This is a genomic window from Streptomyces sp. NPDC079141, from assembly GCF_040686775.1.
GTDB lineage: Bacteria > Actinomycetota > Actinomycetes > Streptomycetales > Streptomycetaceae > Streptomyces.
In genome coordinates, this window is record NZ_JBFBLP010000009.1 from 171,304 (window position 1) to 185,481 (window position 14,178).

The window sequence follows — 14,178 nt, forward strand, 5'->3', positions numbered from 1 at the left end:
TGGCGTATCAGGTGGTCGCGTTCGCCGGGGTTGAAGGCCCTTTTGGCCGCCCCGGCGGACAGCCGAGCGACTCGCGCCTGGCTCTCCGCGCACGCGCCGCGCTTCCGGTGCTCGCCGGGCCGCCCATGCAGACCGTCAAGCGAGGCCTGCGCATGATTTCCTTCGCTCGCCCTCCGGCGTGAAGGTGAAGGACCGACGGAACGGACCTGCGCCGAAGCGCACCGCGAGAAGAAGCGGTTGCTCGTGCTCGGGCGGCCACGATTCGTCCCCCGGTGCGCTGCCGTTCCACAGGTGGAAGACCACCATCGGCTGCATCGGATCCTCACCGAGATAGCCGAGCGTCTTCCCGTACAGGGGATTGTTTCCTCCGAACAGCACAGAGGGGGCACCGAACTCCGCCGTCACGTCCGCCCACGTGCGGTCTTCTCCGGCCCACTGCCGGACGCGGCCCTTGAGAGCGTCGTACGCCTCCTCCGAAAGAACCAAGTCCGGCTTGAGCCAACCGCGTTGCCGCGCGAACTCCGCGTACACCGACGCCATGCCGTACTCGTAGCTCTGCCCCGGGAACAAGTCTCGGAAGGCGCCGCTCACGCCGATGGGAGTCCAGATCCCGCGGTCCTCCCAGTCCCGCTGCTGTTGAGCGAGCGCCTCGGGTTGCCGTTCAACGAACAGCAGGTGATCGACCAGGATCCGAAGCGCAAGCTCGCCCCCGAACATTCCGGGCCGGCGGAGCGCGAGGTTGAACCGGTCGACAAGGTGGGCGTGTATCTCTTCGGCGGTGGCCAGCGGGTTGGGAAGGGTCACGGGCTCAGTCTTGCGTATCGGGGCACGGCCTCCCAGGCAGCGGAAATCGGTCGCGCTCCTGCGAGGCGAGCCGTTACCTTCCGCTGAGCGCAGTCAGGTACGACACGCCACCGCGAGGGGAACGGGCATGGAGTTCGAGGGCACGCGGACCGACCGTTTGGGCTTGCTGCTGGAGCAGTTCGACCAGGCCAGGGAGATGGCCCAGGTGCGGCTTGCCGGCCTCGGTGACGAGGAGTACCTGTGGGAGCCCGCCCCCGGCAGCTGGTCGATCAGGCGCAGGGGCGAGGCCACCACGCCCAGGGCGTTCGGGCCGGGGGAGTGGGTGCTGGACCTGGGCGCCCCGGACATCCCGGCGAGCGAGTACGCCGAGGTGGCCCGGCAGGCCGCGGACGGCATGTCCCTCGCCAAGATCGCCGACGACTGGAGCGTGAGCGTCGAACGGGTCGAGGAGGTCCTCGCCCACACCGGGGAGCCGCAGCCCGACCAGTCGCCGATCACGACCATCGCGTGGCGCCTGGCGCACCTGCACTTCCACTTCGCGGGCGGATGGGAGTGGACCTTCGGCGAACGGCGCCGGGAACCGAAGCAGCTGGTCGACTTCACGCCCTCCGCGGCCCTGGCGCTGGAACGCTTCTGGCCTCTGATCGACCGCTGGCGCGAGAGCGTCGGCACCGTCACCGAGGAACAGCTCGACACGGTCGGCTTCTCGCAGTACCCGTACAGCAACGACGCCGAGTACCCGTTCGTCAATGTGCTGGCGGGGGCCAACCTCGAATTCATCCACCACATGGCCGAGATCGCGCTGCTCCGGGATTTGTGGCGGGCACACACCGCCGCCTAAGCCCTATCTCTCGGCCGAACCCATCCGGGATCATGAAGCATGCTCCCGGATGACTGGCAACTCACCGAAGACGTCGAGGACTTCCTGGCCCGAGCCGGAGACTTCCTGCGCTCCCGACCGGCCCTGCACAACACGCCGCTCACGGACATCGAGAAACTGCGCACAGGCGGGGCGGGCGCGCACGGTGCCGAAGCCACACTCTTCGGTCGGCTGGAATCCGGAGGCGAGGTCCGCGCCGTCTTCTATCGCACTCCGCGCGGCCGCCTGGGCCTCACCCCCCTCTCTGCCGAGCAGGCCGACACCCTCGCCGCGTGCCTGGCCGGCCTCGGCGAGTCCCCCTCCAACGTCATCGCGGACCACGACACCGCCACCGCGTTCGCCGAGGCGTGGCAGCGGCATACGGGCGCGGCGCCGGTACGGTTCTGGCGGACTCATCTCTACCGACTCGGCACACTCACCCCACCGCGGCCGTGCCCGGAGGGCCGGGGCCGCGGGGCGGGGGAGCAGGACCGTGAGCAAGTCGTGCGCTGGTGCCGTGAGTTCTGTGTCGACGTCGGGGAACAGCCCTCCATCGACTTGATCGACTCCGGCTCCTGGGCCCACTCGCGCTTCGGCGACAGACACTTCACGTTCTGGGAGGCCTCGGACGGCACCCCCCTCTCCATGGCGGCCGTAACCTCGATCGTCGGCGGCATGGTCCGGGTGGACCCCGTCTACACCCCGGCCGACTTGCGGGGGCGCGGCTATGCGGGCGCCGTGACGGTCGAGGTGAGCCGGGCCGCGCTGGCCGCGGGCGCGACGGACGTCGTCCTGTTCGCGGACCCGACGAACCCCACAAGCAACGCCCTCTACCAGCGCATCGGATACGTCCGCGTCGCCGACTTCACCGGGTACAAGTTCTCCTACGGCGCACCGGCAGGCGGTTAGAAGCTGCTCCGCGTCCTGTCAGCCGACCGGAAGCGAACGTCCAGTCCTGGTCTTGATGAGCGGCGCGTCCCGCGTGAACTTCCGGAACCCGACGCCGTAGTACAGCCCGCGCGCCGCGGGATGCCCCGGCGCGCCCAGGCAGGCGACCGTCGCATGAGCGGCCCCGGCCGCCCGCGCCCGATGCATTCCGTGCAGCAGCATCGCGCTCGCCAGCCCTCGACGCCGGTAGTCCGGATGGGTCCCGACCGGCTCGAACTCCACGGTCCTGTTCGCCTCGTCGAGCCACATGATCGTCGAGGATGCCATCGTCCCGTCCGGCGCCTCCACCAGGATGTGCAGGTCACCGCGGTAGGCAGCCGTCTGCCGGACGCCCCGGTAGCCCTCGGCCGTGTACGCCGAGGACGCCCAGGCATCCAGATGGGCCTGCACCGCGGCCTCCGGCCCGGCCTCGTCGGCGGTGCGGAACCGGAATCCGTCCGGCAGCACCGGCTGTTCTACGTCGGTGAGGTCCCGCTCGTTGAGCTGAGTCCAGGAACCGGCGTCGCCGAGCGAGTCCGGGTCGGTCTCATAGCCGTGCGCCGACCATCGCTGCAGGGCGAACCCGTCCGCCGCGCTCGGCACCACCGTACGCTCAAGGCCCGCGGCCGTGGCGTCGTACCAGTCGATCACCTCGTCGATCAGCCCTGCGTGGCCGGGATGGACCTGATACGCCAGATAGGCACCGGTGACGTCCTTCACCGACCCGTCACTGCGCCGTACCGTTCGCGGAAGCTGGGCCCAGCCCCATGCCACCAGACTCCCGCCGGAGAACCACAGTTGGCGCCGCCAGCTCGCGCCCTCGCCGGCGTGCCCCTTGCCCCAGTTCCAGGCCAGCTCGCCGAACGACGCGTCACTGTTCACCAGGTCCGGGCGAGTGGCGGTGACCCGCTGCGCCAGACCCTGCATGAGCTCCATGTCCGCGGCGGTCACCAGCTCAAGGTTCGTCATGGTGCGCCACTGTGTCAGGGCCCCGCAAAGCCGTCGAGCCGATTTAGTGGTGGCGATGACTGGATGACGCCGTTGACCGCGGACATCGACGGGAGGGACTTCGCCCTACGGCGCGGTGGGAAGCCGAATCGTGGCGAGGAGACCGCCGGCGGGGCGGGGGACGAGGTCGAGGGTGCCGTGGTGGGCGCGGACGATGCTGTGCACGATGGCGAGGCCGAGGCCGACCCCGGCGTGCTCGTCGGTGCGTACGCGTTCCGTTCCGCGCTGGAAGGGTTCGGTGAGGGTCGGCACCAGTTCCGGCGGGAGCGGATGACCCGTGTTCTCGACCCGGACCACGCTCGCGCCGCCCTGCGCCTCGGTGTGGACCGTCACGGTGCCGCCGGCGGGGAGGTTGTGGACGATGGCGTTCTGGACGAGGTTCGTCACCATCCGCAGCAGAAGTTCCGCGGAGCCGCCGGTCGTTGTCGGTCCGCCGCTGACGTCGAGCGTGATCCCGCGCTGTTCGGCGAGGGGGAACAGGGTCTCGGCGGCCTCTTCGGCGACGAGGGACAGGTCGACGCTCTCGCGGGTGAAGTTCCCGCGGTCGCTGCGGCTGAGCAGCAGGAGGGCCTCGGTGAGGTCGATCGCGCGCGTGTTGACAGTCTGCAGGCGTTCGAGGAGTTCGTCGCGGTCCCGTGTGGGATCCCTGCGGGCGACGTCGAGCAGGGTCTGGGAGATGGCCAGCGGGGTGCGCAGTTCGTGGGAGGCGTTCGCGGCGAACCTCTGCTGCTCGGCGACGTGGGATTCGAGTTGTTCGAGCATGGTGTCGAACGCGTCTGCCAGTTCACGGAACTCGTCCTGGCGGCCTTTCATACGGATCCGGTGCGACAGCGATCCGTTCCCGGCCGTCCGTGCGGCGGCTGCGATCTGGGTGAGGGGTGCGAGCATCCGCCCGGCGAGGATCCATCCCCCGACGAGGCCGAACACGAGGAGGAAGGCCATCGCCGCGGCCGCGGCGGGGGCGAAGGTGCGCACCAGGAGGTAGCGGTTGGGCGAGATCCCGAGCAGGCCCTGGGAGTTGTCGGGAACGTAGCGCAGCAGGAACCCCCACACCACGGCCAGCAGGAGAGCGCCGGCGACGGCGAGGAACCCGGCGTAGCTGAGGGTGAGTTTCAGTCGGGCGCTGAGCCCTGGGCGTCTACGCATGAGCGTCGATGCGGTAGCCGACACCCGGCACCGTGGCGATGATCCACGGTTCGCCAAGCCGTTTGCGCAGTGCGGAGACGGTGATGCGGACGGCGTTGGTGAAGGGGTCGGCGTTCTCGTCCCAGGCCCGCTCCAGCAGCTCCTCGGTGCTGACGACACCGCCCTCGGCGGCGACGAGGACTTCGAGGACGGCGAACTGTTTGCGGGTGAGCGCGACATAGCGTCCGTCGCGGAAGACCTCCCGGCGGAACGGGTCAAGGCGCACGCCCGCGAGCTCGCGGACCGGGGGCCGGGCGTACGCGCGCCTGCGGTCGAGCGCCCGCAGCCGCAGGACCAGCTCCCGCAGCTCGAACGGCTTGGTGAGGTAGTCGTCGGCACCGAGCTCGAACCCGGACGCCTTGTCGTCGATCCGGTCGGCGGCGGTGAGCATGAGGATCGGGATGCCGCTGCCGGAGGCGACGATGTGCCGCGCGACTTCGTCGCCGGAGGGGCCGGGGATGTCGCGATCGAGGACGGCGAGGTCGTAGGAGTTGACGCTCAGCAGCTCCAGGGCGGAGTCGCCGTCGCCGGCGATGTCGGCGGCGATGGCCTCCAGCCGGAGACCGTCGCGCACGGCTTCGGCCAGGTAGGGCTCGTCCTCCACGATCAGTACGCGCATGTGTGAAGCCTAAGCAGCACGGCATGTCGCCAACGTATGCAAAGACGTGTGCCCACCGGACCCGCGACTCAGCCTGCCCGTACCGGCGCGGGGCTCGGCCGGTCCGACGGCGCCTTCACCGCCGTACGCCACCAGCGGCGCGAAGCCAGCCCGGCCAGCACGGCACCGGCGGCGTTGACCAGTACGTCGTCCACGGAGGACACCCGGTCCAGCCGCAGGACGTACTGCGCGGTCTCGACCAGGACCGAGCAGCCCGCCCCGAGCGCCAGGATCCGCGGCACGGACGCCAGCGCCGCGAACCGCACAGGGGCGAAGCACCCCAGCGACGCGAAGACCAGCAGATTGCCCGCGATCCCGAGCGGCCCCATCGTGACCAGGTCCCGCAGCGGCACCAGGCTCACCCGGGCGGGCATGATGCCGGCCCCCTCACCCGGCATCATGGTCAACCACAGGAACGGCACCGTCCCGTGCACCATCCCCACCTCGGCCACTGACATCCGCCACGCCCGTACGACGCCGGCCGCCCGCCGACGACGCGCCAGAGCCCACACCACCACCGCGGACACCGGCAGCGTCACCAACGTCATGAGCACCACACCGTTGAACGTGTCGAAGCAGCCGTGCCACCGCCCGGCCATGCACCGCGGAGCGGACATCATCAACGGCCCCCGCACCACGAACACGGCACTAGCCAACCCGAGGACCACTAGTCCGAGGAGCACGATCCTGCGCGTACGGCCGGGCGGTGCTGACGGGGATGCGTCGTGATTCATACCCCCATGACAGACGGCGAGCCGTTGCGGTGCCGTATGCGGTTTTCGATACGCCCGCGATACGCGCGATCCCCGCTGCGTCGGCTACGACCGTCCGCCGAACTGCCACCTGTGGACCTCGACGTCCGCGTACCGCCCCGCGGTCAGGACGGCGCGCGCTCGCTCCGGATCCGGCGCCCGGACCAGCGCCGCCGTACCCACCCAGGTGCTGCCGTCGTCGGAGAGCAGCGGCCCGTACGCGATGAGCTCGTCCTCCCAGCCGGGCGGTACGGCGAGATCGGCGCCGGGTCCCTCGCCGAGGCCGAGTACCAGATACCGGGTGCCCTCCGTCCGGCCGCCCGGGAACTCCCACATCGTGCGCCCCAGCAGGTTGCGCCACCGCCGCAGCAGCACATCCCGGTACACACCGGCCTGGTAGCCGGGCTCGTCGAACGCGAACGCGCGGGCGGCGGCGATGTCGGGCAGGTCGACGATGTGCACGCTGCCGGTGGGTATGCCGTCGGCGCCGGTGAGGGTGGGCCCGCGGGCGATCATCTCCTTGTCGTACCGGTCCATGTAGGACCAGTGCTCCTCCAGCAGTTCGTCACGCAGAGGCAGGGAGCCGGGCCGATCACGGTGGTAACAGAAGAACTCCATGCCGACACTCTTCACCAACAGCACCCCGTGCCGCCTCGTATTTGCGCGCGCTTCGGCAGCGCACCGGTCAGGCGCCCGGCGAGGAGCCGCCCGCGCCGACGATCAGCAGCCGACTGCCGGTGCCGGCGGCTGGGCCCCGAGCGTCTGCCGCGGCGGGGTTGATTTCAGGGCCGCAGGAGGGCGCACCCTTCTGCCGCTCTCCGTCATTCAACGGCAGGGGGAACAGGCGTGACCGTGTCCCGCACGCCCGCCGAGGTCCTGGCGGAGTCCCGCCGCCGGGACAGCCGGACCAAGCGGCAGCACGTCCTCGCCGTAGTGGACCAACTGCTGGCCCAGGGAGATCCGGTGACCTTCGCCGCGGTCGCCCGCACAGCGGGCGTCTCGAACTGGCTGGTCTACGCTGACGGGGTGCGCGAGCACATCGACAAGGCCCGTGCCCAGCAGGCGAGACGTCCCTCCCATGACCGGCAGTGCGGAGGCACCGCGAGCACAGCGAGTCTGCGCACCGACCTGGAACTCTTCCGCACCGAGATACGGACCCTCCGCGAAGAACGAGACAAGCTGAAAGCAGCCCTTCAACGCAGCCTCGGCCAGCAGCTCGACCAGTCGGCGACGAAGGACCTCGTCGCCCGGATCGATGAGCTGACCAGCCACAACCACGAACTGTCCACCCAGCTCCAGCACGTTCGGCAGGACAACACTCAGCTCACCCGGCGCCTGGAGGAAGCCGAAGACGACCTCGCGGCGGCCCGCACCAGCCTCCGCCGCATGATCCGGGACGAAAGCCGTACCAGTGGCCGTTGACGCCGGCGAGTCCTGTCTGTTCTGATCCCGAGCCCGGCGGCGGCCGTGTTGGCCAAGTGCCCTCCGCCGCCGGGCGCCTCTACCGAGGCCCTACTCCTGATCGGTCGATTCGTGGCAGTCGAGCCCGTGAGCCCAGGCTGTGGCTGCTGCGAGGTCGGAGGCAGTGCCGACAGGGACGTAGGCGAACCCGTCCCACTCCTCCAAGGCCCTGGGCTCCTCGGGCCGACAGTGGCCGGCACCGCCGTGCAGCGGTCGGTGCCGCCGGTACTGGTCCATCGGGGGACGGCGCCGCTTGGTGTACGCGGCGAGCGGGTCGTCGGCATCGACGCGCGGGAGAGCGCGCGACGGCTGGTTCGGCGGTCCAGGACGGCTGTGCTTGCCCATGCGCTCGATGGTCTCAGGCCGCGATCGTGGTCGGCCGGGCGGCGGCGAGATCCTTCGCCCTCACACGCACCTCGTCGACGGAGGCTGTCTCGTACGGGCGGGCCGCGTCGAGCAGGGTGTTGAGCCTGGAGGCCACCAGTGTGGAGTCAACCCGAGCGGCGTCGTCGAGCGCCTGCTGAGCCGCCGCGGCGCCCCTCTCGGCCTCGCCCTCGTCGAACAGCGCCGCGGCGAGCCCAACGCGGTCCATGACGCGGACGCGGTCGAACCCCGGCTTCCTGAGTTTCAGCGCATTCTCGAAGTGGGTGCTCGCTCGTTTACGGGGACGGCCAAGCCCAGCGAGGTCCCGGGCGGAGACCGCGCGGGCACCGGCGTGCTCGGCAGCATCGAAGTACGCGACCCATTCGGGGACGTCCTCGCCAAGCCCGTCTGCCATGAGCTCATCGGCGTCGCCGAGATGCCGCTCGGCCTGGCGCTCGTCGCCGAGGGCAGCGTGCACGCGCCCCGTCTGCGACGCGACCAGTGCCTTGACCGCGGGCATCTTCGCCTTCGCCGCAGCAACACCGAGGAGACCGAGAGCGTCGTCGGGGCGACCGAGGTAAATCATCTGGTGCGACATGCGGGTGACGATCTCCACCCCGCGATCACGCTGCCCGGCTTCCCCGGCCGCGTACACGCCGTAACTCCAGTACCGCTGGGCTGTCGGGTACCGGCCGCAGTCATGGCTGACCCACCCGGCGAGCGCCGCCAAGCCGGCCGTCGCCGCAAACACCCGCGGCCGCAGATTCTTCGGAACGCTGTCCTGGATTCGGCGGGCGGCCTCGGCGAGCTGGGCGACGATCGCCGAGCGGTACAGGCCGCCGCCCTTGCAGGCGTCGGCCTTGGTGAAGAAGGCGGTCACCTCCTCCAGCGCGGTGACGGTGTCCGCGTCGAAGCCCTTGCGGCCGTGGTTCAGGGCGCGGGCGGTGCCGCCGAGCATCCGCTCGGCGGCGAGGATCAGCGGGACGCCGACGGCGAGCTTCAGGGTGTCGCGGCGGTTCATGAACAGATCCATCTGCGTCCATCCGGCCAGGGTCTGGGCGGCTGCCTCGGTCAGCAGCGGGAGCTGGATGCTATCCAGCTCCGGGCCTGTGGCCGTCAGGCCGAGATCACCGAGAGTGAGCGGTTGCCCGGCCGCTTCCGAAAGGACTTCCGCGAGCAGGGCGGGCACCGGCGGGCGGGGCCGTTCACCGTCGATCCAGCGCCGGACGCGGGTCGCGTCCGGCGCGACCTGGCGGTGACCTTGGGCTTTGGCCGTCGCGGCGATGCGTCGGGCGATTTCGCCGTGGGACAGCCCGGTCGCCGCGATCCACAGCGCCAGGTGCGGGTTGCTGGATCTGCTGGCCATCGCTGCCTCGCCTTCCCCGCCGACATATACGGAGCGTGGCATATTCGCCACGGTTCGCGACGCCTACGGTACTGGTCAGGGCGCCTGGCGGTCACCGATTCTGTGCAGGCGGGAGCCGACCGGCTACCGCCTGGCGTATAGGCGAAGGGACAACGTATGGCGACGCTCGCACCCGAGGCTCCGTGGGCGATGCGACTGGTCACCGACCGGCTCCCGGTCGGCCCGCCGTCGTACGCGGCGGTGACGCTCGACCCGGTCACACAGACCGCGCGCTACACCGACAGCGTCGGCCAGCCGGTGGAGATGGGCAAGCACGGCACCAGCAAGACCACCGGTACCGCGTCGATGTCGGGTGGCGGTGACGGTCAGAACCCGCAGCCGCAGACCCAGGACGACAACACCACCGACTACGAGTCGGACTGACCGATGGCCTCCACCGTCCTGGTCATCACGGCGCTGGAAGACGTCACCGCGGACTCGGTCATCGCCGCGCTGAACGAGCGTGAGGTACCCGTCGCACGCATCGACCCCGGCGACATCGGGCCCGGCCTGACCTTCGGCGCCCACATCGGTCCGGACACTCCGGCATGGAGCGGGCGGCTGCGTACGGCGAGCCGGGAGGTGGAGCTGGGGGAGGTGGCGGCGGTCTACTACCGCCGCCCCACCCCCTACGCCGCCCGGTACGTGCAACTGCCAGCCCAGCAGCAGGACTTCGCCGCCGCTGAGGCACGGCACGGGCTCGGCGGCATCCTCAACAACCTGCACGCCGCGCTGTACGTCAACCACCCGGCCGCAGTGACCCGCGCCGACTTCAAGCCCGCCCAATTGCAGAGCTTCGCCCGGCTCGGGCTCCATATCCCGCCAACGCTGATCACCAACGACCCTGAGCAGGCACGTAAGTTCGCAGCCGAGCACGAGCACATCATCTACAAGACGTTCCGCGGCCTGCCCCGAGGCGAGGACGGGCACACGGGCGCGATCTGGGCCCAGCGTGTCGACCCAGAGACCTTCGACGACTCACTCGGGGTGATGCCGCACCTGTTCCAGGCAGAAATCCCCAAGACTGGTGACGTGCGGGTGACCGTTGTCGGCCGACGCGTCTTTGGTAGCCGCATCGAGGCTCCGGACGGCGCCTTGGACTGGCGCCGCGGCGACTGGGACGATCTCATCCATACGCCCGTTGTCGTCCCGGCACCGATCGAGGAGGCCCTGCACCGCTATCTCACATCGTTCGGCCTGGTCTTCGGCTGCTTCGACTTTGCTCTCACCGGCCCCGAAAGCGTGACCGAATCCTGGACGGCCATTGAGTGCAACAGCAACGGGCAATGGGGCTGGCTGCCCGACGCACCGGCCATCACCGAGGCGTTCGCCGACATCCTGACCAGGAAGGAGACGGTGGACCATGACCATGCCCACCGACCTTGAGACCGACGCGGCCCGCCTGCGCGAGGCCATGGCGAAGGCCCTTGCCGAAGATGGAGTTCTCACCGATCCGGCCTGGCGACAGGCGGTGGAGAAGGTACCGCGGCACCGGTTCGTGCCCGGTTTCTACCTGCCCGCCGACGAGCGCGACGGACAGGGCCTGACGGTATGGGAACCGGCCACCGCCGAGCTCGATTGCGGCCGGTGGCTGGCCGCCGCTTACTCCGACACCACGCTCATCACACAGTTCGACGGCGACGAACCCGACTGGAAGAACCCGGCGGAACGGCACGGCGGAGCCCCGACATCGTCCTCCACGCTGCCCTCGCTCGTACTGCGGATGTGGGCCGACGCCGACCTCCAGGAGGGACACACGGTGCTGGAGATCGGTACGGGGACCGGCTACTCGACGGCGCTCGCATGCGAGCGTCTCGGCTCCGCCGACGTCACCAGCATCGAGGTCGACCCACACCGACTGGCGACGGCTGCGAGCGCACTGTACGGCTGCGGCTACACCCCCACACTCGCCGTGGCGGACGGGCTGTACGGCTATTGGCCCGAGGCCCACTTCGACCGGATCGTGGCCGCCTGCTCGGTCCGCTCCGTGCCGCCAGCGCTGCTGGCTCAGACCCGGCCGGGAGGGAAGATCCTGCTCACCCTCAGCGGCTGGCTCTACGGATACGCCCGCGTACTGCTGACCGTCGCCGAGGATGGCACGGCCGCGGGCCAGTTGCTGGGCGGCACAGTCTCGTTCATGTCCGCGCGTGGCCACGCGGCGCCGACGTTTGGCAACCCCGCCCACTGGGCGGCCGGCCTGCCGGAGAAGCCGCGGACGGGCCGACACAGCCCGCAGCGGATCACCGTCGCCACCGACGAAGCGTTCCACCTACGGTTCCTCGCCCAAAGCGCGGTGCCGGACGCACAGATGACGACGGTCGGCGACGTGGTGCACCTGGTCGACGTGGTGACTGGCTCAGCCACCACCCTCACCCCGTACGACGGCGGTTGGCAGGTGCGCGAGGCCGGCCCCGTGCGGCTGTGGGAGCGCATCGAGCGCGTCCTGGACGCCTATGACGAGGCCGACCGGCCGGGACCGGAGACATTCACCCTGCACGTCTACGACGGCGGACAGCACCTGCGGCACCCACAGATGCCCGGCCTGCCGCTGCCACGGCTGTTTTGACCTATGCCCCGGAGTGCGGGCTGTACCGCCAGTTCTGTCCCGTGCCCTTGTACTCGGCCACCGAGATCGTGCTGCTGCCGGGAGCCATCCGCGCGACATAGAGCACCCCGTCCAGGTGATCGACTTCGTGTGCTACGAGCCGGGCGAGCCCATCGGTGAAGATCGTCGTCTGACACTGCCCGTCGAAGTTCTGATGCCGCACCCGCAGCCTGCGCGGGCGGGGAACCTTGCCGCGGACATCGAAGAACGACAGGCAACCCTCGAACTGCTCATCGGTGTCTGACGACTCCTCGACCACCACGGGGTTCAAGAGAGTGATGGCATCGCCCTCGGCCGGACGCACGATCGCCACACGCCGCCCGACCCCGATTTGTGGAGCGGCTACGCCCATCCCCTTGCTGAAGGTGTGCACTGTCACCGCACGGTCGGCGGCCGCATGAAGCGCCGCCACGATCTCCCGGGCCTCCGCCTCTTCTCGTGGGAGTTCGAAGGGGCGGGTGGGGTCGGTGAGGACGGGGGTCCCTTCCTGCACGATGCCGATCGACCTCATGGTGTCGCTGGCGGTGGACGGTGTGGTCACTGGCGTACTCCTCGCTCAGCTCCAGAAAGGCCACGTGCCTCATGTACTTGATGTCGCCACATCCTGTCTGCCTGCACAGATGCTTGACAGCTGTAGATAAGGTCGGTCTGCCGGTACTCCTCCACAGGGATCGGCTCGGCGCCGGGCATCCGGTTGGTGTAGAGCTTCCCTTCCAGGTGGTCGATTTCGTGCTGGACGAGGCGCGCCAGGCCAGCAACCCGCGCAACTACGGCCTGTACGCCATCGCGGTCGCGATCGGCGTCGTCGGCGCCCTGGCCCTCGGCGTGCCGGTCGCCACCCTCTTCTTCGGGGCGATCGCCCTGGCCTGCCCGCTGATGATGATCTTCATGATGCGTGGCATGCACGGCGGCGGTGGTGGTGGCAGGCACGGCGGCCACGACAGCGGCCAAGAGTACCGGCCGACGGGCGATCCGTTGTCCAAGCACGATGAGTCACAACGGCGGAGGTGACCGAGGGATCCGCCAGGCACAGGGGGGTCTGCCATGTCAGCGGTGATCGCCTTGCTGCTCGGGACGGCCATCCTGGCCGGTGCCGTCCACGACACCGTCCGGCTGATCACCCCGCGCCGGGCCCGCTGCCCATCGCTTGCCTTGCTGCGCGGACGCCGTGCCGCGCGGGAGGCCGACGAGCGGTGGACCACCGGACTACTGCTGCGCGGCCGCATCGGGAGGGCCGATTACCAGGCCCGGATGAGCCGCCTCGCCCACGGCAGGCGCGGCCCGAGCCCCACCCGATTCCCGCCGCCGCAGGGCACCCACAGGGGCGGAGGCGCCGAGCCGTGATCCGACCTGCTGCTGGAAGCCGGTGGTGAGTGGAGCGGCCGGCGTGGCAGCCGGCCCTCCCGTTGCCGCATTTGGTCCTGCGCGGTGTTGACCGCACGCTGACGCCGGGCGAGGTCGCCGGCCGGCCGGGACGCTCTGGTGCCGACGGTGTTCGTCGGTAGGGTCGGCGGCGCTGAGTGGGGGCCACTTGTCGGTCTGCCGCCGGCCGTGAGTACGCTGATGCCGCCAGCACGAGGACGAGCGTTGCGCGCTGCGGCGCGCACGAGGGACGGCGACGTGACGAGCAGATCGAGGACCGCCGGGGGTCTCCTGGCGCGCCTGCTGCTGCTCGGCGTGCTCCTCATCGGCCTCGGTGTCGTCCACACGCTTGCCCACGCCGACGCCCATGACGGCGTCACCGGGCACACGACCGTCGGCTACCTCGACCTCGGTCCGACGGACCCGGCATCCCCGGGTGGCTCCGACCGACACGCCGCAGACACCTTCGTCGAAGCCCTCCACCATGCAGCCACCCTCGCCGCGGCGGACCCGGACTCCCTGCCCGAGGCCGACTGCTGGGCCTCGGCACCCACCGGGCCGTGGCCGGTTCCTTCCGCTCAGCTTGCGACGGGAACCGTGACCCCCACCGACGCGGCGCCGCCCACCAGGGAACTGCACAGCTGCCGCGCGCACACCTCACCCCTCGCCCTCGGCGTTCTGCGGATCTAGAGGCAGACCCGCGCCGACGGCACCACCATGCCTCGGCGCAGCCCACAGTTCCCGGTCCGCGGCCTCGATGAGCCAGGCCGGCCGACTGTTCCTGTCCGC

General features: G+C 70.2%; 19 protein-coding genes. 9 read left to right on the forward strand and 10 right to left on the reverse strand.

From position 1 onward, the window contains the following. Positions 1–135: 135 nt before the first annotated feature. On the reverse strand, positions 136–804 hold the full coding sequence (locus AB0Q90_RS24775; RefSeq protein ID WP_363161555.1) for a hypothetical protein: 669 nt from the start codon (positions 802–804) through the stop codon (positions 136–138). A 127-nt stretch (positions 805–931) separates the two neighbouring features. On the opposite strand from AB0Q90_RS24775, the gene AB0Q90_RS24780 reads away from it, so the two are divergent. Further along, a complete protein-coding gene (locus AB0Q90_RS24780) occupies positions 932–1,645 on the forward strand; it encodes a DinB family protein (protein WP_363161556.1) in 714 nt (237 codons plus the stop codon). Between the two features lie 39 nt (positions 1,646–1,684). After that, positions 1,685–2,572, forward strand: coding sequence for a GNAT family N-acetyltransferase (locus tag AB0Q90_RS24785; RefSeq protein ID WP_363161557.1), 888 nt, complete (start codon positions 1,685–1,687; stop codon positions 2,570–2,572). Positions 2,573–2,590: 18 nt separating this feature from the next. Here AB0Q90_RS24785 and AB0Q90_RS24790 read toward each other — a convergent pair whose 3' ends face one another. From AB0Q90_RS24790 to AB0Q90_RS24810, 5 genes are all read right to left on the reverse strand, one after another. After that, positions 2,591–3,559, reverse strand: a complete 969-nt coding sequence (locus AB0Q90_RS24790) for a GNAT family N-acetyltransferase (protein WP_363161558.1) — start codon at positions 3,557–3,559, stop codon at positions 2,591–2,593. A 105-nt stretch (positions 3,560–3,664) separates the two neighbouring features. Continuing rightward, on the reverse strand, positions 3,665–4,744 hold the full coding sequence (locus AB0Q90_RS24795; RefSeq protein ID WP_363161559.1) for a HAMP domain-containing sensor histidine kinase: 1,080 nt from the start codon (positions 4,742–4,744) through the stop codon (positions 3,665–3,667). Then, entirely contained in the window at positions 4,737–5,402 is a 666-nt protein-coding gene (locus tag AB0Q90_RS24800) for a response regulator transcription factor (protein WP_363161560.1), read from the reverse strand. Before AB0Q90_RS24800 ends, AB0Q90_RS24795 begins: the two co-directional genes overlap by 8 nt. Before the next feature lie 68 nt (positions 5,403–5,470). Next, positions 5,471–6,175 carry a VanZ family protein gene (locus AB0Q90_RS24805; RefSeq protein ID WP_363161561.1) on the reverse strand — a complete coding sequence of 235 codons (705 nt, stop codon included), beginning with the start codon at positions 6,173–6,175 and terminating at the stop codon, positions 5,471–5,473. A gap of 84 nt (positions 6,176–6,259) precedes the next feature. Continuing rightward, entirely contained in the window at positions 6,260–6,811 is a 552-nt protein-coding gene (locus AB0Q90_RS24810; RefSeq protein WP_363161562.1) for a YciI family protein, read from the reverse strand. A gap of 228 nt (positions 6,812–7,039) precedes the next feature. Between AB0Q90_RS24810 and AB0Q90_RS24815 the strand changes: the two genes are divergently transcribed. Continuing rightward, entirely contained in the window at positions 7,040–7,615 is a 576-nt protein-coding gene (locus tag AB0Q90_RS24815; protein WP_363161563.1) for a DUF6262 family protein, read from the forward strand. A 90-nt stretch (positions 7,616–7,705) separates the two neighbouring features. Here AB0Q90_RS24815 and AB0Q90_RS24820 read toward each other — a convergent pair whose 3' ends face one another. After that, positions 7,706–7,999 carry a DUF6087 family protein gene (locus AB0Q90_RS24820; RefSeq protein WP_363161564.1) on the reverse strand — a complete coding sequence of 98 codons (294 nt, stop codon included), beginning with the start codon at positions 7,997–7,999 and terminating at the stop codon, positions 7,706–7,708. Between the two features lie 13 nt (positions 8,000–8,012). Continuing rightward, a complete protein-coding gene (locus AB0Q90_RS24825; RefSeq protein WP_363161565.1) occupies positions 8,013–9,383 on the reverse strand; it encodes a Tat pathway signal protein in 1,371 nt (456 codons plus the stop codon). 156 nt (positions 9,384–9,539) lie between these two features. On the opposite strand from AB0Q90_RS24825, the gene AB0Q90_RS24830 reads away from it, so the two are divergent. Genes AB0Q90_RS24830 through tgmC form a run of 3 tightly spaced genes read left to right on the forward strand, consistent with a single transcriptional unit; the run spans position 9,540 to position 11,988 of the window. Further along, entirely contained in the window at positions 9,540–9,806 is a 267-nt protein-coding gene (locus AB0Q90_RS24830) for a putative ATP-grasp-modified RiPP (RefSeq protein ID WP_363161566.1), read from the forward strand. A gap of 3 nt (positions 9,807–9,809) precedes the next feature. Continuing rightward, positions 9,810–10,808: an ATP-grasp ribosomal peptide maturase gene (gene tgmB / locus AB0Q90_RS24835; RefSeq protein ID WP_363161567.1), complete on the forward strand. Its 999-nt coding sequence runs from the start codon at positions 9,810–9,812 to the stop codon at positions 10,806–10,808. Then, positions 10,786–11,988: an ATP-grasp peptide maturase system methyltransferase gene (tgmC, locus tag AB0Q90_RS24840; RefSeq protein WP_363161568.1), complete on the forward strand. Its 1,203-nt coding sequence runs from the start codon at positions 10,786–10,788 to the stop codon at positions 11,986–11,988. Before tgmB ends, tgmC begins: the two co-directional genes overlap by 23 nt. A gap of 1 nt (position 11,989) precedes the next feature. On the opposite strand, the gene AB0Q90_RS24845 is transcribed toward tgmC, so the two are convergent. Together AB0Q90_RS24845 and AB0Q90_RS24850 are read right to left on the reverse strand one after the other, a co-directional pair. Further along, a complete protein-coding gene (locus AB0Q90_RS24845) occupies positions 11,990–12,568 on the reverse strand; it encodes a peptide deformylase (protein WP_363161569.1) in 579 nt (192 codons plus the stop codon). Next, on the reverse strand, positions 12,565–12,777 hold the full coding sequence (locus tag AB0Q90_RS24850; RefSeq protein ID WP_363161675.1) for a peptide deformylase: 213 nt from the start codon (positions 12,775–12,777) through the stop codon (positions 12,565–12,567). Before AB0Q90_RS24850 ends, AB0Q90_RS24845 begins: the two co-directional genes overlap by 4 nt. On the opposite strand from AB0Q90_RS24850, the gene AB0Q90_RS24855 reads away from it, so the two are divergent. The 3 genes from AB0Q90_RS24855 to AB0Q90_RS24865 all read left to right on the forward strand — a co-directional run bounded on the left by AB0Q90_RS24855 (position 12,757) and on the right by AB0Q90_RS24865 (position 14,079). Continuing rightward, on the forward strand, positions 12,757–13,038 hold the full coding sequence (locus AB0Q90_RS24855) for a DUF2933 domain-containing protein (protein ID WP_363161570.1): 282 nt from the start codon (positions 12,757–12,759) through the stop codon (positions 13,036–13,038). The two genes, AB0Q90_RS24850 and AB0Q90_RS24855, sit on opposite strands and share 21 nt — an antisense overlap. Positions 13,039–13,071: 33 nt before the next feature. Then, positions 13,072–13,371 (forward strand): hypothetical protein, encoded by a 300-nt coding sequence (locus AB0Q90_RS24860; RefSeq protein WP_363161571.1) that lies wholly within the window; start codon positions 13,072–13,074, stop codon positions 13,369–13,371. A 276-nt stretch (positions 13,372–13,647) separates the two neighbouring features. Then, on the forward strand, positions 13,648–14,079 hold the full coding sequence (locus tag AB0Q90_RS24865) for a hypothetical protein (protein ID WP_363161572.1): 432 nt from the start codon (positions 13,648–13,650) through the stop codon (positions 14,077–14,079). Positions 14,080–14,178 lie beyond the last annotated feature (99 nt).

What these genes read in the sequence shown, in the direction of transcription:
- AB0Q90_RS24780 (WP_363161556.1), top strand. Translation starts at nt 932, where the DNA reads ATGGAGTTCGAGGGCACGCGGACCGACCGTTTGGGCTTGCTGCTGGAG.
- AB0Q90_RS24785 (WP_363161557.1), top strand. Translation starts at nt 1,685, where the DNA reads ATGCTCCCGGATGACTGGCAACTCACCGAAGACGTCGAGGACTTCCTG.
- AB0Q90_RS24790 (WP_363161558.1), bottom strand. Translation starts at nt 3,559, where the DNA reads ATGACGAACCTTGAGCTGGTGACCGCCGCGGACATGGAGCTCATGCAG.
- AB0Q90_RS24795 (WP_363161559.1), bottom strand. Translation starts at nt 4,744, where the DNA reads ATGCGTAGACGCCCAGGGCTCAGCGCCCGACTGAAACTCACCCTCAGC.
- AB0Q90_RS24800 (WP_363161560.1), bottom strand. Translation starts at nt 5,402, where the DNA reads ATGCGCGTACTGATCGTGGAGGACGAGCCCTACCTGGCCGAAGCCGTG.
- AB0Q90_RS24805 (WP_363161561.1), bottom strand. Translation starts at nt 6,175, where the DNA reads ATGAATCACGACGCATCCCCGTCAGCACCGCCCGGCCGTACGCGCAGG.
- AB0Q90_RS24810 (WP_363161562.1), bottom strand. Translation starts at nt 6,811, where the DNA reads ATGGAGTTCTTCTGTTACCACCGTGATCGGCCCGGCTCCCTGCCTCTG.
- AB0Q90_RS24820 (WP_363161564.1), bottom strand. Translation starts at nt 7,999, where the DNA reads ATGGGCAAGCACAGCCGTCCTGGACCGCCGAACCAGCCGTCGCGCGCT.
- AB0Q90_RS24825 (WP_363161565.1), bottom strand. Translation starts at nt 9,383, where the DNA reads ATGGCCAGCAGATCCAGCAACCCGCACCTGGCGCTGTGGATCGCGGCG.
- AB0Q90_RS24830 (WP_363161566.1), top strand. Translation starts at nt 9,540, where the DNA reads ATGGCGACGCTCGCACCCGAGGCTCCGTGGGCGATGCGACTGGTCACC.
- tgmB (WP_363161567.1), top strand. Translation starts at nt 9,810, where the DNA reads ATGGCCTCCACCGTCCTGGTCATCACGGCGCTGGAAGACGTCACCGCG.
- tgmC (WP_363161568.1), top strand. Translation starts at nt 10,786, where the DNA reads ATGACCATGCCCACCGACCTTGAGACCGACGCGGCCCGCCTGCGCGAG.
- AB0Q90_RS24860 (WP_363161571.1), top strand. Translation starts at nt 13,072, where the DNA reads ATGTCAGCGGTGATCGCCTTGCTGCTCGGGACGGCCATCCTGGCCGGT.